Origin of the sequence: Tardiphaga sp. (assembly GCF_041424195.1) — a bacterium.
Taxonomy (GTDB): domain Bacteria; phylum Pseudomonadota; class Alphaproteobacteria; order Rhizobiales; family Xanthobacteraceae; genus Tardiphaga.
Window position 1 is genome coordinate 92,803 of sequence record NZ_JBGMOE010000047.1, and the last position, 23,367, is coordinate 116,169.

At 62.9% G+C, this 23,367-nt stretch carries 25 protein-coding genes; 10 read left to right on the forward strand and 15 right to left on the reverse strand.

All coding sequences use genetic code 11. From position 1 onward, the window contains the following. Positions 1 to 49 precede the first annotated feature (49 nt). Positions 50 to 883 carry a pyrroline-5-carboxylate reductase gene (gene proC, locus ACEK02_RS07700; RefSeq protein ID WP_371421202.1) on the forward strand — a complete coding sequence of 278 codons (834 nt, stop codon included), beginning with the start codon at positions 50 to 52 and terminating at the stop codon, positions 881 to 883. Here proC and ACEK02_RS07705 read toward each other — a convergent pair whose 3' ends face one another. The 3 genes from ACEK02_RS07705 to ACEK02_RS07715 are packed head-to-tail and all read right to left on the reverse strand — an operon-like array spanning position 884 to position 3,578. After that, entirely contained in the window at positions 884 to 2,272 is a 1,389-nt protein-coding gene (locus tag ACEK02_RS07705; protein WP_371421203.1) for an ATP-binding protein, read from the reverse strand. Positions 2,273 to 2,289: 17 nt separating this feature from the next. Next, a complete protein-coding gene (locus ACEK02_RS07710) occupies positions 2,290 to 3,015 on the reverse strand; it encodes a response regulator (RefSeq protein ID WP_371421204.1) in 726 nt (241 codons plus the stop codon). Beyond that, positions 3,012 to 3,578, reverse strand: coding sequence for a MarR family winged helix-turn-helix transcriptional regulator (locus ACEK02_RS07715; protein WP_371421205.1), 567 nt, complete (start codon positions 3,576 to 3,578; stop codon positions 3,012 to 3,014). The genes ACEK02_RS07710 and ACEK02_RS07715 overlap by 4 nt, the downstream gene beginning before the upstream one ends. A gap of 233 nt (positions 3,579 to 3,811) precedes the next feature. Here ACEK02_RS07715 and ACEK02_RS07720 point away from each other — a divergent pair, with 233 nt between their 5' ends. Beyond that, on the forward strand, positions 3,812 to 4,924 hold the full coding sequence (locus ACEK02_RS07720) for a branched-chain amino acid aminotransferase (protein WP_371421206.1): 1,113 nt from the start codon (positions 3,812 to 3,814) through the stop codon (positions 4,922 to 4,924). Between the two features lie 53 nt (positions 4,925 to 4,977). Here ACEK02_RS07720 and ACEK02_RS07725 read toward each other — a convergent pair whose 3' ends face one another. The 6 genes from ACEK02_RS07725 to uvrC all read right to left on the reverse strand — a co-directional run bounded on the left by ACEK02_RS07725 (position 4,978) and on the right by uvrC (position 11,155). Further along, a complete protein-coding gene (locus tag ACEK02_RS07725; RefSeq protein ID WP_371421207.1) occupies positions 4,978 to 6,384 on the reverse strand; it encodes an MATE family efflux transporter in 1,407 nt (468 codons plus the stop codon). A gap of 144 nt (positions 6,385 to 6,528) precedes the next feature. Then, positions 6,529 to 7,566: a 50S ribosomal protein L3 N(5)-glutamine methyltransferase gene (prmB, locus tag ACEK02_RS07730; RefSeq protein ID WP_371421208.1), complete on the reverse strand. Its 1,038-nt coding sequence runs from the start codon at positions 7,564 to 7,566 to the stop codon at positions 6,529 to 6,531. Then, positions 7,566 to 8,042 (reverse strand): molybdenum cofactor biosynthesis protein MoaE, encoded by a 477-nt coding sequence (locus tag ACEK02_RS07735; RefSeq protein ID WP_371421209.1) that lies wholly within the window; start codon positions 8,040 to 8,042, stop codon positions 7,566 to 7,568. The genes prmB and ACEK02_RS07735 overlap by 1 nt, the downstream gene beginning before the upstream one ends. Before the next feature lie 25 nt (positions 8,043 to 8,067). Continuing rightward, positions 8,068 to 8,319, reverse strand: a complete 252-nt coding sequence (gene moaD, locus ACEK02_RS07740) for a molybdopterin converting factor subunit 1 (protein WP_371421210.1) — start codon at positions 8,317 to 8,319, stop codon at positions 8,068 to 8,070. After that, positions 8,316 to 8,927 carry a CDP-diacylglycerol--glycerol-3-phosphate 3-phosphatidyltransferase gene (pgsA, locus tag ACEK02_RS07745; protein WP_089261825.1) on the reverse strand — a complete coding sequence of 204 codons (612 nt, stop codon included), beginning with the start codon at positions 8,925 to 8,927 and terminating at the stop codon, positions 8,316 to 8,318. Before pgsA ends, moaD begins: the two co-directional genes overlap by 4 nt. A gap of 134 nt (positions 8,928 to 9,061) precedes the next feature. Further along, positions 9,062 to 11,155 carry an excinuclease ABC subunit UvrC gene (gene uvrC / locus ACEK02_RS07750; protein ID WP_371421211.1) on the reverse strand — a complete coding sequence of 698 codons (2,094 nt, stop codon included), beginning with the start codon at positions 11,153 to 11,155 and terminating at the stop codon, positions 9,062 to 9,064. Positions 11,156 to 11,472: 317 nt separating this feature from the next. On the opposite strand from uvrC, the gene ACEK02_RS07755 reads away from it, so the two are divergent. Beyond that, a complete protein-coding gene (locus tag ACEK02_RS07755) occupies positions 11,473 to 12,093 on the forward strand; it encodes an outer membrane protein (RefSeq protein WP_371421212.1) in 621 nt (206 codons plus the stop codon). A 120-nt stretch (positions 12,094 to 12,213) separates the two neighbouring features. Here the strand turns inward: ACEK02_RS07755 and ACEK02_RS07760 are convergent, their stop codons facing one another. The 4 genes from ACEK02_RS07760 to ACEK02_RS07775 all read right to left on the reverse strand — a co-directional run bounded on the left by ACEK02_RS07760 (position 12,214) and on the right by ACEK02_RS07775 (position 14,891). Then, positions 12,214 to 12,429, reverse strand: coding sequence for a cold-shock protein (locus ACEK02_RS07760; protein WP_068731145.1), 216 nt, complete (start codon positions 12,427 to 12,429; stop codon positions 12,214 to 12,216). 253 nt (positions 12,430 to 12,682) lie between these two features. Then, entirely contained in the window at positions 12,683 to 13,543 is an 861-nt protein-coding gene (locus ACEK02_RS07765; RefSeq protein ID WP_371421213.1) for a 23S rRNA (adenine(2030)-N(6))-methyltransferase RlmJ, read from the reverse strand. Between the two features lie 104 nt (positions 13,544 to 13,647). Further along, positions 13,648 to 14,334: a ribonuclease T gene (locus tag ACEK02_RS07770; protein ID WP_371421214.1), complete on the reverse strand. Its 687-nt coding sequence runs from the start codon at positions 14,332 to 14,334 to the stop codon at positions 13,648 to 13,650. Positions 14,335 to 14,420: 86 nt separating this feature from the next. Further along, on the reverse strand, positions 14,421 to 14,891 hold the full coding sequence (locus ACEK02_RS07775; protein WP_371421215.1) for a hypothetical protein: 471 nt from the start codon (positions 14,889 to 14,891) through the stop codon (positions 14,421 to 14,423). Positions 14,892 to 15,058: 167 nt separating this feature from the next. Here ACEK02_RS07775 and ACEK02_RS07780 point away from each other — a divergent pair, with 167 nt between their 5' ends. The 3 genes from ACEK02_RS07780 (at position 15,059) to ACEK02_RS07790 (ending at position 16,865) form a co-directional block, all read left to right on the forward strand. Further along, positions 15,059 to 15,352: a hypothetical protein gene (locus tag ACEK02_RS07780; protein ID WP_371421216.1), complete on the forward strand. Its 294-nt coding sequence runs from the start codon at positions 15,059 to 15,061 to the stop codon at positions 15,350 to 15,352. Between the two features lie 70 nt (positions 15,353 to 15,422). Continuing rightward, the gene (locus tag ACEK02_RS07785; protein ID WP_371421231.1) at positions 15,423 to 15,962 is read left to right on the forward strand and encodes a DUF3617 domain-containing protein; all 540 of its coding nucleotides are present in this window, start codon (positions 15,423 to 15,425) and stop codon (positions 15,960 to 15,962) included. A 111-nt stretch (positions 15,963 to 16,073) separates the two neighbouring features. Continuing rightward, complete coding sequence (locus tag ACEK02_RS07790) at positions 16,074 to 16,865, forward strand: thioesterase family protein (RefSeq protein ID WP_371421217.1); 792 nt, start codon at positions 16,074 to 16,076, stop codon at positions 16,863 to 16,865. A 4-nt stretch (positions 16,866 to 16,869) separates the two neighbouring features. On the opposite strand, the gene ACEK02_RS07795 is transcribed toward ACEK02_RS07790, so the two are convergent. Next, on the reverse strand, positions 16,870 to 17,106 hold the full coding sequence (locus ACEK02_RS07795; protein WP_371421218.1) for a 4-oxalocrotonate tautomerase family protein: 237 nt from the start codon (positions 17,104 to 17,106) through the stop codon (positions 16,870 to 16,872). Positions 17,107 to 17,121: 15 nt separating this feature from the next. Continuing rightward, on the reverse strand, positions 17,122 to 18,615 hold the full coding sequence (hisS, locus tag ACEK02_RS07800) for a histidine--tRNA ligase (RefSeq protein ID WP_371421219.1): 1,494 nt from the start codon (positions 18,613 to 18,615) through the stop codon (positions 17,122 to 17,124). 167 nt (positions 18,616 to 18,782) lie between these two features. Between hisS and ACEK02_RS07805 the strand changes: the two genes are divergently transcribed. The 4 genes from ACEK02_RS07805 to ACEK02_RS07820 all read left to right on the forward strand — a co-directional run bounded on the left by ACEK02_RS07805 (position 18,783) and on the right by ACEK02_RS07820 (position 23,005). Then, complete coding sequence (locus ACEK02_RS07805; RefSeq protein ID WP_371421220.1) at positions 18,783 to 19,376, forward strand: phage holin family protein; 594 nt, start codon at positions 18,783 to 18,785, stop codon at positions 19,374 to 19,376. Further along, positions 19,376 to 20,503: a YihY/virulence factor BrkB family protein gene (locus ACEK02_RS07810; protein WP_371421221.1), complete on the forward strand. Its 1,128-nt coding sequence runs from the start codon at positions 19,376 to 19,378 to the stop codon at positions 20,501 to 20,503. Before ACEK02_RS07805 ends, ACEK02_RS07810 begins: the two co-directional genes overlap by 1 nt. 153 nt (positions 20,504 to 20,656) lie before the next feature. Beyond that, a complete protein-coding gene (locus tag ACEK02_RS07815; protein WP_371421222.1) occupies positions 20,657 to 22,135 on the forward strand; it encodes an EAL domain-containing protein in 1,479 nt (492 codons plus the stop codon). A gap of 15 nt (positions 22,136 to 22,150) precedes the next feature. Next, positions 22,151 to 23,005: a TIGR01459 family HAD-type hydrolase gene (locus ACEK02_RS07820; RefSeq protein WP_371421223.1), complete on the forward strand. Its 855-nt coding sequence runs from the start codon at positions 22,151 to 22,153 to the stop codon at positions 23,003 to 23,005. The last annotated feature ends 362 nt before the right edge of the window (positions 23,006 to 23,367 follow it).

Here is a 23,367-nt window from a genome sequence, read left to right on the forward strand (position 1 = left end):
CGCCCCGCAATGTTATGGTCCCGGCCGTTCTGACAGCCGGGATTTTGCGATGACCTCTCCGACACCCTCACGCGCGCTCAACACCATCGACGGCCATATTGTGCTGGCGGGCGCCGGCAAGATGGGCGGCGCGATGCTGACCGGCTGGATCGCCGGCGGCCTCGATCCCAAGCGCGCCGTTGTGATCGACCCGTATGTCTCCGACGAGATCAAGGCGCTCGCGGCAAAGGGCGTCCGCCTCAATCCGGATGTGAAGGACATTGGCGCTGTTGCCGCGCTCGTTCTTGCTGTGAAGCCGCAGATGTTCGCCGAGGTCGGCCCGACCTTGCGTGCGATCGCCGGATCGTCGCTGGTGGTCTCGATCATGGCCGGCACGACCATCGCCGGCATCGTCAAAACCTGCGGCGGCAAGGTGGTGCGCGCGATGCCGAACACGCCGGCCGCCATCGGCCGCGGCATCACCGTGGCGGTTGCCGCGAGCGACGTATCGCAGGAGCAACGCGGCCTGACCGACGCGCTGTTGCGTGCCACCGGATCGGTGGAATGGGTCGAGGACGAGAGCCTGATCGACGCCGTCACGGCCGTCTCCGGCTCGGGCCCCGCTTATGTGTTCCTGCTGGCCGAAGAAATGGCTCGCGCCGGCGTTGCTGCGGGTCTTCCATCTGAGCTCGCGATGAAGCTCGCACGCGAGACCGTGTCCGGCTCCGGCGAACTCCTGCGCCGGTCCGATCTCGACGCGGCAACGCTCCGCAAGAACGTCACCTCGCCCGGCGGCACCACTGCAGCGGCTCTCGGTGTCCTGATGGCCGACGATGGTTTCGAACCACTGCTGACGCGCGCCATCGCTGCGGCAACCGCGCGGTCGAAAGAACTCGCGAAGTAATTACACCGGCACCCGGACCACCGCACGCAGTCCGCCCATCGGACTATCCATCAGCGTGATATCGCCGCCATGGGAGCGCGCGATATCGCGGGCGATGGCGAGGCCAAGGCCTGTGCCACCTTCATCCTGATTGCGCGCATCGTCGAGCCGCAGGAACGGCTTGAACACTTCCTCGCGCATATCGGCGGGAATGCCGGGGCCGTCGTCATCGACAGTCACCGTCAGATAGCGATGGTCGCGATGGCCGGTGATGGCGATGTCATTGGCGTGGCGCGCCGCGTTCGAAACGAGATTGCCGAGGCAACGCTTGAATGCCGCCGGCTTCACCGTGACGATCGGCAAGCCATGAAACGTGACCGTCGCCTTGTGGCCGTTGCGCTCGGCATCGCTGCGCAATTCTTCCAGCGCCGCAGCCATGTCGGTCGGCTGCGCCTGCTCACCGCTGTCGCCGCGCGCGAAGGCGAGATAGGCCTCGAGCATGCCGGACATCTCGTCGATATCCTTGCGCATGCCATCGACTTCCGGACCGTCCTCGATCAGCGCCAGTTCGAGCTTGAAGCGCGTCAGGATGGTGCGCAGATCGTGCGAGACGCCGGCCAACATGGCGGTGCGCTGCTCCATCGCGCGTTCGATACGCGCCTTCATCTCGATAAAGGCATTGGCGGCACGACGGACCTCGCGTGCGCCGCGCGGCCGAAAATTCGGCGCCTCGCGGCCTTTGCCGAAACTCTCGGCGGCGTCAGCCAGTTTGAGGATCGGACGGATCTGGTTACGCAGGAACAGGATCGCGACGATCAGCAGGATTGAGGAGGTCCCCACCATCCAGAACAGGAAGATTTCGGAATTCGACGCATAGGCTGCGCTGCGCTGGGCAAAGACACGCATCACGGCGTCATCGAGCTGGATGCGGATTTCCACCAGATTGGAGCGCCCAACGGTGTCGATCCAGAACGGCCGTGTGATCTGCCGACCGATCTGGACGGACAGCGCCTGATCAAGCAGCGAGAAGAACGGCTTCGGACCGGGCGGCGGCATGTCACCGAGCGGCAGGAAATCCACCACGAGGCCAAGGCGCTGCTGTGCGATGGCCTTGATCTGCGTGCGGTCCTTGTCCTGCGGATAGACCTTGTAGACGTCGATCAGTGTTGCGATGTCCTGCACCACGGCCTGCGACAGGCGGCGCGTCACCGTGTTCCAGTGCCGCTCCATGAAGACGAAGGCCACCACCGACTGCAGCAGCACCATCGGCACGATCATGATCAGCAGCGTGCGGGCATAGAGCCCCGTGGGCATCACGCTCTTGAAGCGCCGGCCCATCAGACTGTGTGCCGCGGAGACGCGGCCTGCCGCCGAGCGGAGGATGGTGATGCCGGTGTCGAGCGTGCTCATCGCGCAAACTTCATGGACTATGGCGATGCGACGAGGCGATAGCCGATGCCACGCACGGCCTGCAGAAACAGCGGATTGGCCGGATCGGTCTCGATCTTGCGGCGCAGGCGATTGATCTGCACGTCCACCGCACGCTCGTTCACGGTGCCGCCGCCACCCGTGAGTTCGCCGCGCGGCACGGTCTCGCCGGACGCTGCGGCCAGCACGCGCAGCATGTCACGCTCACGGTCGGTGAGATGGATGATCTCGTCGCCCTGGCGCAGCTCACCGCGCGCGAGGTGATACACATAGGGCCCGAACTGCAGAGACTCCGCGCGTTCGACCGGCACCGGCGCACTGCGCTTCAGAATATTTGCGATGCGCAGCACCAATTCACGCGGCTCGAACGGCTTGGCAACATAATCATCCGCGCCGATCTGCAATCCCTCGATCCGGCTTTCCGCCTCGTGCCGCGCCGTCAGCATGATGATCGGCACGGCCGAGGCCGTCCGAATGAAGCGTGCGAGCTCGAAGCCGGTCTCGCCTGGCATCATCACATCGAGGATCAGGAGATCGAAATGCAGCCCGAGCAGCTTGGCGCGCGCTTCCTTGGCACTCGGCGCCGTGGTGACGCGATAGCCTTCGCCGGAGAGAAAGCGCGAGAGGAGATCGCGAATACGGCGGTCGTCATCGACCAGGAGCAGATGCGGCGCATCGTCGGCCAATGGCACCGGCATTCGTTTGGCGGCCTGAGCTAACGTCATGTCTTGTTCGTCCTGCCGTCAGTTTTTGCGGATCCCTGGCTCAAGATGACCTGCAGCACCTTGTCGGGATCATTGCGGTCGATCATTGCCGAGAGAAAACTCCCGATCGCTTCAACTTCGACCGGCGTAAAATCCTTCAGCGCGCGGTTGATGCGATCGGTCTGCAAACCCGCGAGCTGCGCGACCAGAGCTTCGCCTTTGGCAGTGGCGAAAAGAAGCCGCTGCCGCCGGTCGGCCTCGCCGGATTTCTGCACGATATACCCTTCATCGAGCAATTGCTTGAGGACACGGCCCAGCGACTGCTTCGTGATGCGCAGGACATCGAGCAGATCGGCAACCTTCAGGCCGGGATAGCGATGCACGAAGTGAACGACGCGGTGATGGGCACGCCCGAAGCCGAACTGGTCGAGCACATCATCGGGATCGCCCACGAAGTCACGATAGGCAAAGAACAACAGCTCGATGATGTCCCAGCGGGGCTGTTTCGCAGGATCGCCGCTGGATTGCCGCTGGATCGTCTCAAGCGATCGGGAAACCGCGTCCTTAGAATTTACGTCAACCATATTGACATATCTTGGGTTCAATCTTACAAAACTGACCATCGCGACGAAATATTAGAACTCTCGCCGCATGGTCCAATAGGACCGATCTGAGAACCATACCGGACTTCGGCATGGCGCTAAAGCCTGTCCTGGGACATCCACCGGGGCCGGAAACGCTTTTGCCGTGGGTCCGGACTTGACGTAGAACATTAACGCCGCCGCTAGCCGCCGCGCCGTAAGCCAGGAGTAAGGTCATGGGAATTTCGTTCGATAAAGTCGATGGCGCGACCTGGCTGAAGTTCGACGTGCAGCCCGCAGCGAATGCGGTGTCCGAGGCAGACCGCGCGGCAAAGCTCAGGGATCCGGGCTTCGGCCGGGTTTTCACCGACCATATGGCCATCGTCCGCTATAATCAGACCGACGGCTGGCATGGCGCGCGCGTCGAATCCCGCGCGAATTTCCCGCTCGATCCCGCAGCGGCCGTCCTGCATTACGCGCAGGAGATTTTCGAAGGGCTCAAGGCCTATGTGCGTGAGGACGGCGGCGTCAATCTGTTCCGTCCCGATGCCAATGCAAGGCGTTTCCGGAATTCGGCCGATCGCATGGCCATGGCCCCGCTGCCCGAAGCCGTGTTCATCGAAGCGGTCGAGCAACTCGTGCGCATCGACCGGGCCTGGATTCCATCAGGCGAAGGCAGCCTCTACCTGCGCCCCTTCATGGTCGCGAGTGAGGTCTTCCTCGGCGTGAAGCCGTCCGCGGAATATATCTTCGCTGTTATCGCCTCGCCGGTGGGCTCCTATTTCAAGGGCGGACCCGCCCCCGTGTCGATCTGGGTGTCGGAGAACTACACGCGCGCTGCGATCGGCGGCACCGGCGCCGTCAAATGCGGTGGCAACTACGCCGCGAGCCTGCGCGCGCAGGCGGAAGCCAGCGATCACGGCTGCGATCAGGTCGTGTTCCTGGATGCGGTCGAGCGCCGCTACATCGAAGAACTTGGCGGCATGAACATCTTCTTCGTGTTCGAGGACGGTTCACTGCTGACGCCGCCGCTCGGCACGATCCTGCCAGGCATCACGCGCGATTCGATCATCGCACTGGCGAAGGACAAGGGCACGCAGGTGCGCGAAGAGGCCTACACGCTCGACCAGTGGCGTGCCGACGCTGCCAGCGGCAAGCTGAAGGAGGCCTTTGCCTGCGGCACGGCGGCGGTCATCTCGCCCATCGGCCAGGTGCGCTCTGCGAGCGGTGATTTTACCATCAATGGCGGCGCGGCTGGTCCCGTCACGATGGGACTGCGCAAACAGCTGGTCGACATTCAGTACGGCCGCGCACCCGACCCGCATAACTGGATCCGCAAGGTTCTGTAAGCGCAGGCGCTTCAAGGCGACAAATGCCGCAGCCTTTCGAGGCTGCGGCATTTCTATTTGGCCCAAGTCGTCGGCACGAGCCCGAGTTGCTCGCGCCTCGTCCAGCGCCAGAGCATGACCGGCGCCACCACGGCAAGACCTGCGGCCAGTCCGATCCAGATGCCAACGCCGCCAAAGCCCAGCTTGAATGCGAACAGCAGGCTGAGTCCCATGCCGAAGCCCCAATAGCCCAATGCGGCAAAGATCATCGGCATGCGCGTATCCTGCAATCCACGCAGCATCCCCGCAGCCACCGACTGCGCGCCATCCGCAATCTGGAACACCGCCGCGCAAAACAGAAACGACATCGCCGTGTCGATGACGACGGCATTGGCGGGATTGCTCAGATCGATGAAGGCGCCAATCAGGAGCCGCGGCGCAGCCAGCAACAACATGCTCATCGACGCCATGAATGCCACCGCAAGGCCGAATGCTGTCCACCCAGCCCGCGTGATCCCGTCGCGGTCCAAGGCGCCTTTGGCCAATCCAACGCGGACGGTTGCAGCCTGGCTTAGCCCCATCGGTACCATGAAGGAGATCGATGCGATCTGGATCGCAATCGCATGCGCCGCAATGGCGGCCGTTCCAAACTGCCCCATCAGGAACACCGCCGCATTGAAGACGGTAATCTCGAATGCGAGCGTTGCGCCAATCGGCAGGCCGATGCGCCATAGTTTCGCGAGGCGCGGCCAATCGGCGCGCCACCAGTTGCCGAACAGATGGTAGCGCCGGAACTTCGGATGCCATGCGACAACGAGAGCAAAGACCGCAAACAGAAAGACGTTCGACAGAGTGGTCGCGAGACCCGAGCCGCGCAAACCCATCTCCGGAAATCCGAGATGGCCGAACACCAGCACCCAGTTGGCCGCCGCATTGAACAGAATGGTCGCGCCTGTCACCACCAGCGCCCAGAGCGGGCGCTGCACAGCGGCGACGAAGGAGCGCAATACGATGAAGCCGAGCGCAGGCAGAAAGCCCCACTGCAGCATATGCATGAATGCCTGCGCATCGGCAGCCGCCTGCACCTGTTGACCGAATAGCAACAGGATGGCTTCTGTATGCCAGAAAACAATCCATGCCGGCACCGAGACAATCAGCGCCGTCCACAAACCCTGCCGAAACGTTCGCCGGACATCGCGCACCGCATGCAGCTTGCGGCCGATAGCCTCCGCCATCATCGGTGACGTCGCCGTGACGAGGCCGATGGCAAATATCAGAATGGCGAGATAGACATTCACGCCGAGCGCCGACGCAGCCAAAGCCTCCGCGCTCACGCGGCCGAGTATGATGACGTCAGTCGTCGTGAGCGCGATCTGCGCCAGATTCGTCAGCACCAGCGGCCAGCCGAGCGCCAGCGTCGCCCGCAATTCGGCGAGCCACAGATCGCGCGTCAAAGCCTTCTGACCGACAGCCAGCAGCATGGAATCCTTGTCGATTTGAGTGACGCGGCTGCAAGGGATGTCGCGTCAAAATCCGTCCGGCAACGATGTCGGACATTCACACATCAAAATGCGCGTGAAGATGCCGTGATAAACGCTACGAGGGTGTTTGGCCAGACGCCGGACCTAGCTGGCGCCGCGACCTTGCAGCGCAGCAGCGGACACCCAGAACACCTCGCCTTCGGAGTCTTCGGTGTCCAGCCAGATCAGTGGCAGATCGGGAAAGGCTTCATCGACATTGGCGCGGCCGCGACCGATTTCGCAGAGCAGACCGCCATGCGGGTTCAGGTGATCGCCAGCCTGTTCAATGATCTTCCTGACGATATCGAGCCCGTCATCGCCGCCATCGAAGGCCATTGCGGGTTCCGCCAGGCATTCGTCGGGCAGATCGGCCATGCCCTGCGCATCGACGTAAGGCGGATTGGTGATGATGAGATCGTAGCGGGTGTCGCCGAGCGGTTCGAACAGATCACCCTTGTAAAGCGTCAAACGCTCATCGAGCCCGTAATCAATGACATTGCGCATGGCGACGGCGAGCGCTGCGGGCGACAGATCAACGGCATCGACCTGCGCATTGGGGAAAGACTGGCTCGCCAGGATCGCGATACAGCCTGAGCCGGTGCAGAGATCCAGCACGCTTTCGATTTCCATGGGATCGTCGATCAGCGAGCCGCCCTCGCCGTCGTCACCGCTGAAATGCGAATCCAGCAATTCACCAATGAAGGAACGCGGCACGATGGTGCGCTCGTCCACATAGAACGGCAGGCCACGCATATAGATCTTGTTGACCAGATAGGCCGCCGGTTTGCGCGTCGTCACGCGGCGATGAATGATATCGAGGATCTGCTTGCCTTCGGCCGCAGTGACCCGCGCCATGGCGAAATTCTCGAACTGGTCGGGATGCAGATGCAGGACTTCGCAGACGATGAAGGCGGCTTCGGCCACGGGATCCGTCGTACCGTGCGCAAAAGCGAGCCTCGCCTCGATGAAGCGGCTGGTCGCATAGCGCACATAATCGAGCAGCGTCGCGAGTTCGCCCGGCGCCACCTTCGGCAGGGTTGCAGTCGCGATCCTCTTCACCGAGGTCTTTGCCTTTGCAGAAGCCTTGCTCGCGGATTTCCTGACCACTTTCTTCGCGGTCTTTTTCACAATCTTCCTGGCCATCATTTATCCCAGCGCGCCGCAGCGTCGTCATCGTCGGTCTTCGCAGCAATCCAGTTGCTGCCACCGGCGGTTTCCTCGCGCTTCCAGAACGGAGCATGCGCCTTGAGGTAATCCATCAGAAACTCGGCAGCCTGAAACGCCGCCTGACGGTGCGCCGACGCGGTCAGCACCACCATGATATTCTCGCCGGGCAAAATGCGGCCGACACGGTGAATGATCGTCAGCCCCGTCAGCGTCCAGCGCGTCATCGCCTCGTCGGCATGACGCCCAATCTCCGCTTCGGCCATGCCGGGATAGTGCTCCAGCTCCAGCGCCGTGGTCGCATCGCCACTCTCACTTGAGTTTTCCTGGCCGCGGCAAATGCCGCTGAACGTGACCACCGCGCCGATATCGGTACGGCTCGCCGTCAGCGCTCCGATTTCGCTGGAAACGTCGAAATCGGCATGCTGGATGCGGATGGTCACGTTCGAAGTCATGAGGTCAACGCAGTCGTTGGTGAAATCAGCCGCCGGTCATCGGCGGGAAGAATGCAATCTCGCGTGCGCCAGCGATGACGGTATCGGGCCGTACATGGTTATGGTCGATGGCGGCACGGATCACTTTAGGCGTCTCGAACGCATAGGCATATTCGTCGCCGCGCGTACTCAGCCATCCGATTAGATCGCCGACCGTGCGCACGGCTGCCGGCGGCTCGACCGTCTCTTCGGCCTTGCCGATTCGCTCGCGCACCCAGGCGAAGTAGACGATCTTCATGCATCCTCCGCGATGAGGTGATGAATGCCGGCGCGGAAATAGTCATAGCCTGTATAAATGGTGACGAGCGCGGAAATCCACAGCAGCAGCAGGCCAAGCTGTGTCGTGATCGGGATCACCTGATCGCCGGCCTCGCCGGCTAGCAAGAACCCGATGGCGATCAACTGGGCCGTCGTCTTCCACTTCGCCACCCTGGAGACCGGGACGCTGACCCGGAGTGCGGCGAGATATTCGCGCAGGCCGGAGACCAGAATCTCGCGACACAGGATCACGATGGCCGCCCACAGGGTCCAGCCATGGATGATGCCATCGGCCGCCAGCATCAGCAGGCAAGACGCCACCAGCAGCTTGTCGGCGATCGGATCAAGCATCCGGCCGAAGGCCGACTGCTGATTCCAGATCCGGGCGTAATAGCCATCGAGAAAATCCGTGACCGCAGCGCCGATAAAGACGGCCAGCGCGACCCAGCGCAGCCATAACGGGCCATCCATGATCGACTGCGAATAGATGCAGCCGACCACCACCGGAATGGCGGCAATGCGGGCCATGGTCAGGATATTTGGCAGGGACATCGCGGAGTTCGCGGCCCGTCTCGTGGTCACTGTCATCCGTCTTACCAATACTGCCAGAGCGCAGAGGTCAACCGCCAGAGAAGCTGGAGCGGCTTAGTTTACCGCAAAACTGTCCCGGGGCATGCGACAGCCAGATTACGTCTCGTTCATCTTGGCGGTTATCTTGCCGGTCACCTGGTCCCCGGCTGGGCGTGGAAAAAGTCGAAAATCTTGCGGGCGCTCTCCGCCGAGATGCCGGGAACCTTGCCGAGGTCGCCTACGGAGGCCCGCTCGATCTCTTTTAACGTTCCGAAATGGTGCAGGAGTGCCCGCTTGCGGGTTGGGCCGATCCCCGGAATTTCCTGCAATCCGGCTTCGCGGATATCCTTCTTGCGCAGTGTGCGGTGCGATCCAATGACGAACCGATGCGCCTCGTCGCGCAGCCGCTGGATGAAATACAGCACGGGATCACGCGGCTCCAGCTTGATAGCCTCGCGGCCGGGAATGAACATGGTCTCGCGGCCAGCGTCACGATCCGGCCCCTTGGCCACCGCCATCAGGGTCACATCGGTCAGTTTCAGCTCGTCGAAGATCTCCTTGACCGCATTGAGCTGGCCGCGGCCGCCATCGATGATGACCAGATCCGGCCAGAGCGGCACGTCATCGTCTTTCGGCTTGACCACCTCGCCCTCGACCGGCGGCGCCAGCAGCCGCTTGAAACGACGCTGCAGCACCTCCTTCATCATCCCGTAGTCGTCGCCGGGCGTGAGCCCTTCGGACTTGATGTTGAACTTGCGGTACTGGTTCTTGATGAAGCCGTCCGGTCCCGCCACGATCATCGCGCCGACCGCATTGGTGCCCTGGATATGGCTGTTGTCATAGACTTCGATGCGCTTCGGCACCGTCGACATGCCCGCCATCTTCGACATGCCTTCCAGCAGACGCGTCTGCGTCGCCGTGTCGGCGAGCTTGCGGCCGAGCGCCTCGCGGGCATTGGTCAGCGCGTGGATGACCAACTCTTTCTTTTCGCCGCGCTGCGGTGTCAGCACCTCGACCTTGAAGCCTGCCTTGACGCTAAGCGCGCTGGCCAGCAATTCGCTTTCCTCGATGGCATGCGACAGCAGCACCATCTTCGGCGGCGGCTTGTCCTCGTAGAATTGCGCCAGGAACGAGCCGAGCACTTCCTCCGGCGTGTATGATTTCTCGGCCTTGGGGAAGTAGGCGCGGTTGCCCCAGTTCTGGCCGGTGCGGAAGAAGAACACCTCGACGCAGGAATAGCCGCCCTCCTGATGGATGGCGAAGACGTCGGCCTCTTCCACGGTGCGCGGATTGATGCCCTGCTGCGACTGGATGGCAGACAGCGCTGCCAGGCGGTCGCGATACAGCGCGGCGCGCTCGAAGGCGAGCTCCTCCGACGCCTTCTCCATTTCGCCGGCCAATAGCTGCTTCACCGCGCGGCTGCGGCCGGACAGGAAATCCTTCGCCTCACGCACCAGTTCGGTATAGCCGGGAAAATCGATCTCGCCGGTGCAAGGACCGGAGCAGCGGCGGATTTGATAGAGCAGACACGGACGTGTGCGGCTCTCGAAAAATGAATCCGTGCACGACCGCACCAGGAACGCGCGCTGCAATGCCGTGATGGTGCGGTTGACCGCGCCCACCGACGCGAATGGACCGAAATAGCGGCCCGGCCGCGACTGCGCGCCACGATGCTTCAGAATCTGGGGGGCCCAGTGATCGCCCGTGATCAGAATATACGGAAAGGACTTGTCGTCGCGGAGCTGCACGTTGAAGCGCGGGCGCAGCTGCTTGATGAGATTGGCCTCAAGCAGCAGCGCCTCGGTCTCGGTCGCGGTCGAGATGATCTCCACCACCACCGTGGCCGCGATCATGCGTGCGATGCGCATTACCTGCCCGGTCGGCCTTGCATAGGACGACAGCCGCTTTTTCACGTTCTTGGCCTTGCCGACATACAGCACATCATTGGCCGCATTCAGCATCCGGTAGACGCCGGGCGAAGTCGGGGCGTGGCGCACCGCATGTTCGATCGCCGCGCGGCCGAGCGCCAGCGGACCTTCAGCGATTGCTTCGCCGAGATCGTCGTCGCCGGTATCCGGGAGCGCGCCATCTTCCTCGTCGTCGGCCCCCGCGGGTTCCGGCTCGAGATCCGGTGGCGCCTGCAGGGTGGAAGGGATGCCCTGCCCGGAACCATGGCCATCGGTGTCTGACTCTGCCGCGGGTTCGGGCGACGTCTCGTGCAGCGGCTCGGTGGGGTCTTGAATCATGAGCCCAATTTAGGCGCTGCGGCGGACCATCGCCAGCATCCGGGTGCCCGAAATGCCCAAGCAACAGCCGGCTTCCTTGGTCTTTGCAGCAAGCCACAGGATTTTGGCCGCCCGCCCGGGAAATTCGCGAATTGCCAAAAGTAAGACTCTTTTAACGCCAATACGGCGGCGCTGAGGGCCGTTAAGGACCGCTTAATCTAAAACTCTCGATAAATCGTCTCGATCAATGATGGAATTCCGTAACCCTAAGACTTCGTTCGCCAGATCCCGAGCGCGCTCTCATGGGCCGGCAGTAACGCGTATTTTGGAGAGTTGAGATGAGTAAGTTTGCGTTCGCGGCAGTCGCCCTCGTGGCTGCAGGTGCGACAACAGCACATGCGGCGGACATGCCTTACCGGTCGCGCGCGCCGTATACGGTCGCGCAGCCGCTCAATGCCTATAGCTGGGCCGGCCCGTATCTCGGCGCCAATCTCGGTTATGAATGGGGCAGCGTCTCCAACACCGGCGCGAAGCCCTCGGGCATCGCCGGCGGCGTCACCGGCGGTTACAACTGGCAGAGCGGCAACATCGTGTTCGGTCTCGAAGGCGATCTGCAGGGCACCGGCGCGGATGACCGCTTCGCTACCTACAAGTTCTCGAATCCCTGGTTCGGCACCGCGCGCGGCCGCATCGGCTACGCCTTCAACAACGTGCTGCTCTACGGCACCGCCGGTCTCTCCTTCGGCAGCCTGCAGGCCGAGCAGAGCGGCCTGCAGCAGTCCCAGACCTCGGTCGGCTGGACCGCCGGCGTCGGTGCCGAAGTCGGCATCTACCAGAACTGGACCGCCAAGATCGAATATCTCTATGTCGATCTGTCCAAGAACACCTACACGCTCACCGGCACCGACAGCGGGCTCAGCTTCGGCACCGTGCGCATCGGCGTGAACTACCACTTCTAAGCTTGGCTCCGGACGCCTCGCGTCCGGATCTCCTCCAGGTACAAGAAACCATTGCCATCCACTCCCGGCCGCACTGCGGCCGGGATTTTTTATGGCAACACGCACAGGCTGGATCCGTCGCTATCCTGTGATGACCAGATTGACCGCTTTGGGGCCCTTGCCCTTCTTGTCGGGCTCGACCTCGAAGGTGATCCGCTGCCCTTCGATCAGGTCCTTCAGGCCGGCGCGTTCGACTGCGGTGATGTGCACAAACACGTCCCGCCCGCCATCGTCCGGCTTGATGAAGCCGTAACCACGCTCGCCATTGAAAAACTTGACCGTACCGCTCATGCCCATCGGGTCCCTCCCCGCAATGCTCCGCCACGGCGCTTGGACACCGCGACCGACCGGACATTCACTCCACGGAAGCTAGGCCTCGTTTCAATATCGCTTTGGGCCACGTCACTCCGCCGCTACCATTCGCGGAAGCGGAACGTAAAGCCAGTCATAATGCCACCAGCTTAATACGGTTCCGCCGGGATTGACTACCGTTTTTGGTTGCGCCGTTTGATAGTCGGAGTTTGCGTAGTTCGCCGCGAAGCCTGCGACGTCAGGGCTTGGCCGTTTCGAGTCTGAAGCGTCCGGCGCCGCCAAGACCGAGGGGCTTTTCGAGCTGCGGCAGGATTTCCTTGAGCTCGGCGGCAAGCTTCCACGGCGGATTGACGATCAGCAGACCGGTCGAGGTCAGCGGACCATCCGCCGTTTGCGGTGCAACGCTGAATTCGAGGCGCAGACATTTACCGGGCGTGGCAGATGCAGCGGCTGTCGCCGCGACGTGCTGCGCAAGGTCATCGGTGGCGCGGCGGCTTTTGGCCGGATACCACATCACATAAATGCCGGTCGCCCATTTGGCGTAGATCTGTTCGAAAGTCACCGCCAGCCGTGCGAACTCTTTCTTGTCCTCATAGGGCGGGTCAATCAGCACCACGCCGCGGCGCTCCTTCGGCGGCAAGAAGGCCGGCAGACCTACCCAGCCGTCGATATCGACCACGCGCGCCTGCTCGTCCCTGCGCAAGGATGAAATGAGCTTCTTGCGCGCCTGCGGCTCGACTTCGCAGCAGACCATACTGTCCTGGGGCCGCATCAAGGCGCGCGCAATCAGCGGCGAGCCGGGATAGGCCTTGAGCTCGCGCGGCGCATTGAACGACCGGACGATGTCGAGATAGGGCGCGACCAGCGGCGCACTGGCCTCGCTGAACCGGGCCTGCAGGGCGCGCGCGATACCGGTCGTCCATTCACCGGACCGCGTGGCTTCGTCGCCGGTCAGGTCATAGAGTCCGGCGCCGGCGTGGCTGTCGATGACGCGGAACGGCGCCGGCTTCTCCTGCAGATGGGTCAGGATGCGGACCAGCACGATATGCTTGATGACGTCGGCAAAGTTGCCGGCGTGGAAGGCGTGGCGATAATTCATGCGCCAGCAGTACGCTACGATGGCTCACACCGCAAAAGCTTAGACGTTGATCTGTGCGTATTCCGGCCGCAAAACGGCACCCACTTCTGCGGAATCCGCGCCGGCTAGCCGCCCCGCATCGGCGGCATCACCACCTGATCGCGGCGGCAGGCGCGGCGATCGATCTCCTCGCAGGCGCGGAACTGGAGATCCTTGCTCATGCAGACCCGGACCTCGCTCAGGCGGTTACGATCGCAGGTCACGGCGATGGCCGAATTGCTGAGGCCCGGATTGACCTTGATGAAGGCTTCCTCGATAGCGTCCGGCGAAATTGTCTTGGTCTGCTGCAGATCGAGAAATTCGTCGGGAATTTTGACGCCGGCGCGCGCCTTGCGGATGGCTTCGAAATAGCCGCGCTGACCGAGGCCGGAGCAGGTGCCGTGCTTGTCCCACTCATTGAAGATCAGGCCGGGCGCCGGCATCAGGTCGAGCATGGATGTCATGATATTGCGCGCCAGCCGGGGCGATGGACGCTCGCAATAATTCGGGAAGCCACGGTCGTATTGCGGCCACAGGCCATGAACCACGAAAGAGTAAGGCCGGCCGCCGCATTGCATCTGGGCCGAGCGGTTGTTGCCGCCGCGCTCCTGAGCCGCCTCGCAGAAACTCGGCGACCATGACAGCGACAGCACGTAGAAATCGAATTCGCCGGGCGCATTCTGCCGGCGGTCCTGGGCGGAGGCCGGATCGACGCTTAGCGCCGCGAGCGCCAAAAACCCGAGTGAAATGACCAGTCGAAATGCCTGAAACATGACGCGCCCCACCCCTGAGAAGGGCAAACCTAATCAGGCATCAAGAACAATTCAAGAACAAAATGGGTTGGATCGGCAAACGAAGCTTAGTGCTTCGCGGCCCGGCAACGCGGGTTATAGGCCCAGTCGCGGTCGAGGCCGACGACACACCATTCCACGCCCTGGCCGTAACCGGCAAAGCCGCCGTCCTCGACGATCGAGTAATGCACCTGGCGCGTCTTGCCATCGGTCAGCATCGCGTCGGCGGTGCAGTAGCGGCGCGGAATGTTGTCGGAGGTCCAGGGGCGGAAGGCCGTCTCATGGACACGGCTGAAGCCGGTGATCTGCAGCGCCGAATTCCAGAAGGTGCTTTCCTTGTCCTGGAACTGGGACGAAATCGTCGAGAGACCGGCTTCGCAATCCGCCAGACGGCCCTCGTAGTTCGGCCCGGACAGCCAGAAGTTCAGCTCCAGCAGGTTCGCAGCCTGTGCGCCCGGAGCCAGGGTCATAAGCCCGAGAACGGCGCCGGCAACGGCAGCCAGGACGGCTTTCTTCCAGGATGAGATGAGATCGCGCATGGGGAATCCGCCGTCTAATGATTGTTCCCGGAACGTGCCGCGAAGCCCGTGCAGGGTCAAGTGCAGCACGGCAACACCCTGCGCACAACTCTGTCAGAACCCCGCCGGCGTTCTTTTCAGGGCCGCCGATGCCCTCTAAGGTGCCCGCAACGACGATGGAGACGGTAATGCGAATGATTCGGTTGGCGATTTTGGCTGCAGGCCTGAGCGGTGCGATCGTGAGCAGCGCGGCCCAGGCCGACTGGGTGCCGCCATTCAAGGGCAATGACACCGGCGGCATCATCTCCACATCCCTGATCAGCCAGACCGATATTCGCGCCCTGGCGATCGACCATTGCGCGCGTTACGGCAAGGTCGTGAAATTCCTGAGCGCACCGCAGGAATATGGCGCCTACGTCTCGTTCGCCTGCCGCTGGGTGCCCTACGGCGCCTCGGACCGCCCGCTGCGCGTTCGCTACTGAGCTTCTCCGTTCGCGACTGAACCTTTTGGCGTGACACGGCGTCTCATCGGCTTGGGGAGAACCAGGCATGATGAGACGCTGTTTTTCATTGTTGAATGTTCCAGTCTTGAGCGCGGCGGCGGTGCTGTGGACGATGTCCGCCATCGCCGATCCCATCGAGTTGCCGGCACGCAAGGCCGGGCTTTGGGAAATGAAGATGCAAGGCAGTGCCGGAATGCCCGGCATGACCATGCAGCACTGCACCGATGAGACCACCGACAAGTTCATGAACACCACCTTCTCGCCGATGGCGAAGGACATGTGTTCGAAGAACGAAATGAAGAAGACCGCCACCGGCTATGTCACGGATTCGGTCTGTAACATCGGCGGCACCACCAGCACGTCGCATGCCGAGATCACCGGCGATTTCAATTCCGCCTATACGATGAAGATCACGTCGCAAAGTTCGGGCGGCGCCAAGGCCAATGCGGGCGACAGCACCACGCAGCTGGAGGCGAGATGGCTCGGCGCCTGCAAGCCGGACCAGAAGCCCGGCGACATCATGATGCCTGGCGGCATGAAGATGAATGTCAAGGACATGGAGAAGATGAAGGGCATGCGATCCAGGTAACGGCATAGCCGTTGCCGGACGTTTCCCATCGCCGCGATGATCGCTATAGATGATGCTAATCATCCCAATGGCGCGCCATGACGCCAGCGACAGGAAACATAGGATCGCGCAATGACCGAATTCACAGCATTGATGGCCGGCATGGCCAAGTCCGGCGATGGCTGGACCGTTGGCGTCAGCGAAGACTGGCTGCAGGGCCGCACCGTCTATGGCGGCCTCGCAGCAGCCCTGTGCATGCAGGCCGCGCTGAACGAATTCGGCGACGTGCCGCCACTGCGTTCGGCACAGATCGCCTTTATCGGCCCCGCCTCCGGTCAATTGCTGTTGAAACCGAGCCTGCTGCGCAAGGGCAAATCGACCCTGTTCGCCAGCGTCGATCTTGTCGGCGAAGCAGGCCTCGCGACCCGCGCCATGTTCTGTTTTGGCGCTGCACGCAAATCGGCATTTTCGCATGTTGCGATCGGCACACCGGATTTGAAGGCGCCCGAGACCTGCCCGGACTTCTTCCGCAGCGCGCCGCCAGCCCTGAGCTTCGTGCAACATCTCGAAGGCCGCTTCGTAAGCGGATCGCCACCGTTCAGCGGCAGTGAGGATCCGCAAATGATGCTGTGGCTGCGGCTTCGCGAACAAGGCATTCGACCTTCGCTGGTCCCGCTGCTCGCATTGGCCGATGCGCCGCCACCGGCTGCCTCCGCGCGCTCAACTGCACCATCGCCGATCTCAACCATGACCTGGTCGATCGACATGCTCACCGACGAGATCGCCACCGACGACGGCTGGTGGCTGATCCACAACGTCGCCGAACAGATCGCCCACGGTTACTCGAGCCAGGCGATGACGCTTTGGAATCGAAACGGCCAGCCAATCATGGCCAGCCGTCAGAATATTGCAGTGTTTGGATAGAGGCTTACTTCTTTGCCGCAGCGGCTGCGGCATAGCGCTCGATGAAGGTCTTGCCACCCTTCATCTTGTTGTTGTGCTGCGCTTCGTTGATCTGGATCGTGACGGCTTCGGCATCGACGCCGAGGTTCTTCACCAGCGCCTGGGTGATGTCGAGCATCATGCCCTTCTTCTGCTCGTCGGTACGGCCGGCGGCCAGGTTGATCGTGATCTCAGGCATTGATGTCTCCCGTTGCTCTACCAATTGTTCGTGCGTGGATTAATTCCACTTCACGCCGTGCTTGTCGAGAATCTTGCGGACTGCGCTCACGAGATCGTTTTCCGCGATCCTGGTCTGCGCCTCTGCCTGCTTCTGCAGATAAGCCTCGCGATCGCCTTCCAGATCCGACAGCCCTGCGCCGAGGATCAGGTCCTTCAGCATCACTTCGCCGGTCGCCTTTTCGTCGGAGCCCTGAATGATCACGCAGGGCGAATTGCGCCGGTCGGCATATTTCAACTGGTTGCCCATGTTCTTGGGATTGCCGAGATAGAGTTCGGCACGGATGCCGGCATTGCGCAGGCTTGCAACCATCTTCTGATAATCGGCGACGCGGTCGCGATCGAACACGGTCACAACCACCGGGCCGAAGGCCGGCGTGGTATCGATCTTGCCGAGCAGCGTCAGCGCCGCCTGCAGACGCGACACGCCGATCGAGAAACCGGTTGCGGGCACCGGCTCGCCGCGGAAGCGCGAGACAAGTCCGTCATAGCGACCACCACCGCCGACCGAACCGAAGCGCACGGGGCGGCCCTTCTCGTCCTTGGCTTCCAGCAGAAGCTCAACTTCGTAGACCGGGCCGGTGTAGTATTCGAGGCCGCGGACAACAGAGGGATCGATCTTGATACGATCCGCACTATAGCCCGCTGCGCTGATCAATTTTGCGATCTCGTCAAGCTCGGCGCGCCCCTGCGTGTAGGCATCGGACTTTGCGAGTTCATCCTGCGCCGTTTCAGCATCAAGGCTGCGCAGCACAATTTCGGAAGCTTCAGTCGACAAACCAGCGCCCTTGGTGAAGTCGCCCTTGCCTTCCTCGCCGCCATCCCAGCGGCCAGGACCGAGCAACTTCTTGATCTCATCAACCGGAAACTTGTCCATCTTGTCGATGGCGCGCAGCACGGTGAGCCGTCGCCCGGCATTGTCGTCACCGCCGAGGCCGATGCTCTCCATCACGCCGTCGAGCACCTTGCGATTGTTGACGCGCACCACATAGCTGCCGCGCGGAATGCCGAGCGCTTCCATCGCATCCGCCGCCATCATGCACATCTCGGCGTCCGCGGCTGGCAAGCCGGAGCCGACCGTGTCGGCGTCGAACTGCATGAACTGGCGGAAGCGGCCCGGGCCCGGCTTCTCATTGCGATAGACGTAGCCGGCGCGGTAGCTGCGATACGGCTTCGGCAGCGCGTCCCAGTGTTCGGCGACATAGCGCGCCAGCGGCGCGGTCAGGTCGTAGCGCAGCGAGATCCACTGCTCGTCATCGTCCTGGAACGAGAACACGCCCTCATTCGGACGGTCCTGATCCGGCAGGAATTTGCCGAGCGCGTCGGTGAATTCCATGGTCGGGGTCTCGACCGGCTCGAAGCCGTAACGCTCATAGACCTCGCGGATAGTGTCGGTCATGCGCCGGGTCGCGGCGATGTCAGCCGGTCCGCGGTCGCCGAGGCCGCGCGGCAGGCGCGCGCGCAGTTTCTGGGGTTTTTTGGGTTTGTCAGCCATGGCGCGTCGTACCAGCGCCGGCCGGAACCGGCAAGCGCTGGAGCCGCTGCCAATCTCGCTCGGCGATGCCCGACGCCACACGTCCGCCGCGGCGGAACCTTCGTCTGGCCTTCCCGTTCAATTTCATATGCCGGTCAGCCTGGCCGGAGCAGAATGAGGCTTCCACGATGCCACCGCTCGCAAGCGCCCTGGTGCGGACAGGGCTGGCGCTCAAGCTCAATCAGGTCAAGCGCGCCACGTCGTCCTATGTCCGTGATCGCACCGAACAGACCCAGGGCATCGCCGTGTCCTATGCTGTTGCGGCTGGGCTTTACGCCGCCGCCGGCATCTTCCTGATCGCCACCTTGCTGGTCGGCGCCGCCGCGCTGTTTCGGTGGGTCGAATTGCGCTACGGCCTGTTTCAGGCATTTGGCGCAACCGGCGGCCTGCTGCTGGTGCTCGCTGCGCTCTTCGCCATACTCGCGGCGAGCCGCCTGAAGCGCCCCGCAAAACAGTTTCCGAGTCTGGGCAGCCGGTTGCGCGTCGCGATCAATGCGAGCCCTGCCAAGCATGAGCAAGTCACATCGGCCGCACCGCATCGTGCGGCTGCACCCAACGAATTCAGGCCGAGCACACGCTCCGCACAGCCCGCGCCAAACAATGGCCCGGTCAAAGCCGGCCTCGTTCTGGCCGCAACGCTTGCCGGCTGGGCCCTTGCAAGGCGCCGCAGCCTTGCCCAGTCGGCCGCTGCCCGCAGACCCGCGAGCAAAGCGAACGCCTGATGGCCGTCCGCCGATCCGACACGGACAGTCTGCTGCTGGTGGCAGCGACGATCTTTGCCGTGCTCGCCTTGCAGAGCTTTCTCTCGACGCGCACAGGCGGGAAATCCGTTGCCGATGAGCCGGAACCGATCGGCGACACCGATGTCCCGCCACCGGCGACGTTTACAGGCGAACTCGCACAGTCCGGCCGCGGTCGTCATTCTTCCAGCCCGCTGCAGATCCCATGGACGGGCTGGAAGGATGTGCTGTGGCGCACCTATGAGCAGATCAACGACGACCGGCTGCTGGCGATTGCCGCAGGCGTGGTGTTCTTCGGTCTCCTCGCCGTATTTCCGGCGATCACGGCACTGGTCTCCTGCTACGGCCTGTTCGCCGACGCTTCCACGATCTCGGACAATCTGCACACGCTGGCGTTGATGCTGCCGGATGGCTCGTTCCAGATCGTGCAGGACCAGATCGCGCGCGTACTCGCCAACGGCCAGGCCAAGCTCGGCCTTACTTTCCTGTTCGGCCTTGCGCTGGCGCTGTGGAGCGCCAATGCCGGGGTGAAGGCCGTGATCGATGCGCTCAATGTCGTCTATGGCGAGCGCGAGAAGCGCAGCTTCATCAGGCTCAACCTGCTGTCGCTCGCCTTCACCACCGGCGCCATCGCGACCCTGCTGCTGATGGTCAGCGCGGTCGTCGCGCTGCCGCTGATGCTGGACAAGATGGGTCTCGCGGCCGACAGCAAGATGATCATCAGCCTCGCCCGCTGGCCGCTATTGTTGCTGGTGGTCCTGCTGGCGCTCGGTATTCTCTACAGGTTCGGCCCGAGCCGCCCGGGCGCGCGCTGGGAATGGCTCAGCATCGGCACCCTCGCCGCCACCCTGCTCTGGCTCGCCGGCTCAGCGCTGCTGTCCTGGTACCTGTCCAATTTCGGCAATTACAGCGCCACTTACGGCTCTCTCGGCGCCGCCATCGGCCTGATGATGTGGATGTGGATGTCAGCGATCATCGTGCTGTGCGGGGCCGAGCTGAATTCCGAGATCGAGCACCAGACGGCCGTGGATACCACTGTTGGGCCGGGCCGGCCGATGGGCGCGCGCGGGGCTGCCATGGCCGATACGCTCGGTCGCGCCAGCGCCTGAGGTGCAAAAGCACCGGTGGGCAAGTTCCCCGGGCCCTGCTTTCCGAATCAACAATAATGCTAAGCTTGGCCGGACACTTAAGGCGCAAGTAGCGCTCGCGGCTGGACCCCGTCATGCCGTGCAGGAGTTTGGTTTGAGGATGTTGCGCGCGTTATGATCCGCATCTCCACGATTTTCGTTGGCATCTGCATGATGCTGGTCGCGGCGTCGCTTGGCATGGTGCTGTATGCGATCGCCGGCGTCAGCGGCTACGAGTCCGCCATCGTCGCGCTGGCCACGCTCACCGTGATGATTCTCTACAACGCCGTGTCGATGCGGATCAAAGACCGCAACGAATCCACCGGCCAGATCACCGACCTGTCGCGCGGCACCGCCGATCTCGCCCGGCAGGTTGCCGAATTCGGCCGCCGCCTCGCTTTGGTCGAAAGCAAGATCGCGTCGGCCAGTTCGGCCAATCAGGAGCGCATCCAGACTGTCGTCGGCGAGATAGGCGAATTAGGCGCGCTGGTGAAACAGCTGGCGACGTCGGTCGCCAGCCATGAGGACATGCTGACCGCGATGCCCGCGCCGGCGACGGTTTCGGCGGCGAGCGCGCCGCCATCGCCGACGGTCAAGGCCGTGGCCGTTGCTGATGCTCCGCTCGCCGTCAAAGACACCGTGACGCCGACCGCGCCCGTGATCGTCGTCAGGCCTGAGGCAGCGCCGACGCGCAACGATGCACAGTTCACCGCCGTGGTGAAGAATGCCATCGCCGACAACCGCATCGACATCTATCTGCAGCCGATGGTCACGCTGCCGCAGCGCAAGGTACGCTTCTACGAGGCGATGACGCGGCTGCGCGACGACAAGGATCAGGTGATCACCGCCGACGAGTTCATCGGCCCGGCGGAAGCGGCCGGCCTGATGGGCCAGATCGACCACATGGTGCTGCTGCGCTGCATGCAGGTGCTGCGCCGCCTGATGGTGCGCAACAAGGATGTCGGCGTGTTCTGCAACATGGCCGGCGCCACGCTGGCCAATGCCGAGACCTTCGCGCAATGCATCGACTTCCTCGAAGCCAACCGCGCATTGGCGCCGTCCTTCGTGCTGGAATTCAAGCAGAGCGCGTTCCGCAATCTCGGCCCGATCGAGAGCGAACATCTCGCCGCCCTCGCGCAGCGCGGCTATCGTTTCTCCATCGATCACGTCACGGATCTGCGGATCGAGCCGCGCGACCTCGCCGATCGCGGGGTGCGTTTCATCAAGGTCCCGGCGTCGCTGTTGCTGGACCCCAAACACAGCTCGAATTCCGACATTCACCCCGCCGATCTCTCCGACCTGCTGGGGCGCTTCGGTATCGACCTGATCGCCGAGCGGATCGAGGGCGAACGGGCCGTGGTGGACCTGCTCGACTTCGACGTCCGGTTCGGGCAAGGCTTCCTTTTCGCGGCGCCCCGCCCGCTCAGGCCGGAAACTCCGGCCAATGGCGGTGCGTCAAATCCTCCCGCCAAGGAACTCGCCAAGGAACCTGCCAAGGCGCCCACGGACCCCAATGGCCCAGCGAGATCTGCATCAAGCACGCCTGCGCGGCCTGAGCCGCCGCGCTCCACCGGCAATGCCGCGCTGGCGCGCCGCGCCACCGGCCCGAACTGATCGGCACTCAATCCAATGACCACACTGCGTTTCGTCGAGCGCTTGCGCGACCTCACCGGACATGTCGATGTCGTCCTCAGCGACATCTGGGGCGTCGTCCATAACGGCCTCGAATCTTTCCCCGAAGCCTGCGAGGCGCTGCATACGTTTCGCGCCCAGGGCGGCACGGTGATCCTGATCACCAATGCGCCGCGGCCGGCGGATTCCGTGCAACGGCAACTGCGCAAGCTCGGCGTCGCCGACGACGTCTATGATGCGATCGTGTCGTCCGGCGACCTGACCCGCAATTTCGTCGCCGGCCGACCGGGTCAGGCGATGTATCTGATCGGACCGGACCGCGACAGCTCGATTCATCGCGGCCTCGATGTGAAGCTGGTACCGCTCGAACAGGCGGACTACATCGTCTGCAGCGGACTGTTCGACGACGAAACCGAATCCGCCGACGATTATCGCGACATGATGGACCAGGCGCTGGCGCGCAAGCTGACGCTGGTTTGTGCCAATCCGGACATCATCGTCGAACGCGGCGACCGGCTAATCTACTGCGCTGGCGCGGTGGCCGAGCTCTATCGCGAGATGGGCGGCGAGGTGATATTCTACGGCAAACCGCATCGGCCGATTTACGATCAGGCCATGGCGCTGGCGAAAGCAAAGCGCGGCAAGGACACCGCGCTGGATCGCGTGCTGGCGATCGGCGATTCCGTGCGCACCGATCTCACCGGCGCCCATGCCTATGGCATCGACCTGCTGTTCGTTACCCGCGGCATCCATGCCGGGGACTTCGAAGGCATCGAACAGATGGGCGCCGCGGAAGTGAAGGAACTGTTCGGCCATCCGCCGAAGGCGCTGATGCGTGAATTGAAGTGGTGAGCTGAGGTAAGGCGCGATCGCAGCATGGGGTGAGCATCTTTGCGAAACCTATCGCTCTCTTCGTATGCTCTTGATGGGTTTCGCTCCGGCGCGATGCGCCTCCGCTCACCCCATCCTACGGCCTCATCGGATTCAACTGTCAAACAGCCACTGCTTCAGACAATACGTGTTCTCCAGACATGCGTCATCGCCCCTGTTATTGGCGGCGCGGGGGCGCCGTCGTCTCGTGCATTCCCGCCCTCTTGCGAGAGGGCGTGCGGAACGCCGGGTGCCCGATGCACCCCTGGGCCTGATGCCGATGCGGTCGTCCGCAAGGCTATGCATCAGGACTTTCGGAAAGCACGGGCGATTGCCCGACGTTC

What these genes read in the sequence shown, in the direction of transcription:
- proC (WP_371421202.1), top strand. Translation starts at nt 50, where the DNA reads ATGACCTCTCCGACACCCTCACGCGCGCTCAACACCATCGACGGCCAT.
- ACEK02_RS07705 (WP_371421203.1), bottom strand. Translation starts at nt 2,272, where the DNA reads ATGAGCACGCTCGACACCGGCATCACCATCCTCCGCTCGGCGGCAGGC.
- ACEK02_RS07710 (WP_371421204.1), bottom strand. Translation starts at nt 3,015, where the DNA reads ATGACGTTAGCTCAGGCCGCCAAACGAATGCCGGTGCCATTGGCCGAC.
- ACEK02_RS07715 (WP_371421205.1), bottom strand. Translation starts at nt 3,578, where the DNA reads ATGGTTGACGTAAATTCTAAGGACGCGGTTTCCCGATCGCTTGAGACG.
- ACEK02_RS07720 (WP_371421206.1), top strand. Translation starts at nt 3,812, where the DNA reads ATGGGAATTTCGTTCGATAAAGTCGATGGCGCGACCTGGCTGAAGTTC.
- ACEK02_RS07725 (WP_371421207.1), bottom strand. Translation starts at nt 6,384, where the DNA reads ATGCTGCTGGCTGTCGGTCAGAAGGCTTTGACGCGCGATCTGTGGCTC.
- prmB (WP_371421208.1), bottom strand. Translation starts at nt 7,566, where the DNA reads ATGGCCAGGAAGATTGTGAAAAAGACCGCGAAGAAAGTGGTCAGGAAA.
- ACEK02_RS07735 (WP_371421209.1), bottom strand. Translation starts at nt 8,042, where the DNA reads ATGACTTCGAACGTGACCATCCGCATCCAGCATGCCGATTTCGACGTT.
- moaD (WP_371421210.1), bottom strand. Translation starts at nt 8,319, where the DNA reads ATGAAGATCGTCTACTTCGCCTGGGTGCGCGAGCGAATCGGCAAGGCC.
- pgsA (WP_089261825.1), bottom strand. Translation starts at nt 8,927, where the DNA reads ATGACAGTGACCACGAGACGGGCCGCGAACTCCGCGATGTCCCTGCCA.
- uvrC (WP_371421211.1), bottom strand. Translation starts at nt 11,155, where the DNA reads ATGATTCAAGACCCCACCGAGCCGCTGCACGAGACGTCGCCCGAACCC.
- ACEK02_RS07755 (WP_371421212.1), top strand. Translation starts at nt 11,473, where the DNA reads ATGAGTAAGTTTGCGTTCGCGGCAGTCGCCCTCGTGGCTGCAGGTGCG.
- ACEK02_RS07760 (WP_068731145.1), bottom strand. Translation starts at nt 12,429, where the DNA reads ATGGGCATGAGCGGTACGGTCAAGTTTTTCAATGGCGAGCGTGGTTAC.
- ACEK02_RS07765 (WP_371421213.1), bottom strand. Translation starts at nt 13,543, where the DNA reads ATGAATTATCGCCACGCCTTCCACGCCGGCAACTTTGCCGACGTCATC.
- ACEK02_RS07770 (WP_371421214.1), bottom strand. Translation starts at nt 14,334, where the DNA reads ATGTTTCAGGCATTTCGACTGGTCATTTCACTCGGGTTTTTGGCGCTC.
- ACEK02_RS07775 (WP_371421215.1), bottom strand. Translation starts at nt 14,891, where the DNA reads ATGCGCGATCTCATCTCATCCTGGAAGAAAGCCGTCCTGGCTGCCGTT.
- ACEK02_RS07780 (WP_371421216.1), top strand. Translation starts at nt 15,059, where the DNA reads ATGCGAATGATTCGGTTGGCGATTTTGGCTGCAGGCCTGAGCGGTGCG.
- ACEK02_RS07785 (WP_371421231.1), top strand. Translation starts at nt 15,423, where the DNA reads ATGAGACGCTGTTTTTCATTGTTGAATGTTCCAGTCTTGAGCGCGGCG.
- ACEK02_RS07790 (WP_371421217.1), top strand. Translation starts at nt 16,074, where the DNA reads ATGACCGAATTCACAGCATTGATGGCCGGCATGGCCAAGTCCGGCGAT.
- hisS (WP_371421219.1), bottom strand. Translation starts at nt 18,615, where the DNA reads ATGGCTGACAAACCCAAAAAACCCCAGAAACTGCGCGCGCGCCTGCCG.
- ACEK02_RS07805 (WP_371421220.1), top strand. Translation starts at nt 18,783, where the DNA reads ATGCCACCGCTCGCAAGCGCCCTGGTGCGGACAGGGCTGGCGCTCAAG.
- ACEK02_RS07810 (WP_371421221.1), top strand. Translation starts at nt 19,376, where the DNA reads ATGGCCGTCCGCCGATCCGACACGGACAGTCTGCTGCTGGTGGCAGCG.
- ACEK02_RS07815 (WP_371421222.1), top strand. Translation starts at nt 20,657, where the DNA reads ATGATCCGCATCTCCACGATTTTCGTTGGCATCTGCATGATGCTGGTC.
- ACEK02_RS07820 (WP_371421223.1), top strand. Translation starts at nt 22,151, where the DNA reads ATGACCACACTGCGTTTCGTCGAGCGCTTGCGCGACCTCACCGGACAT.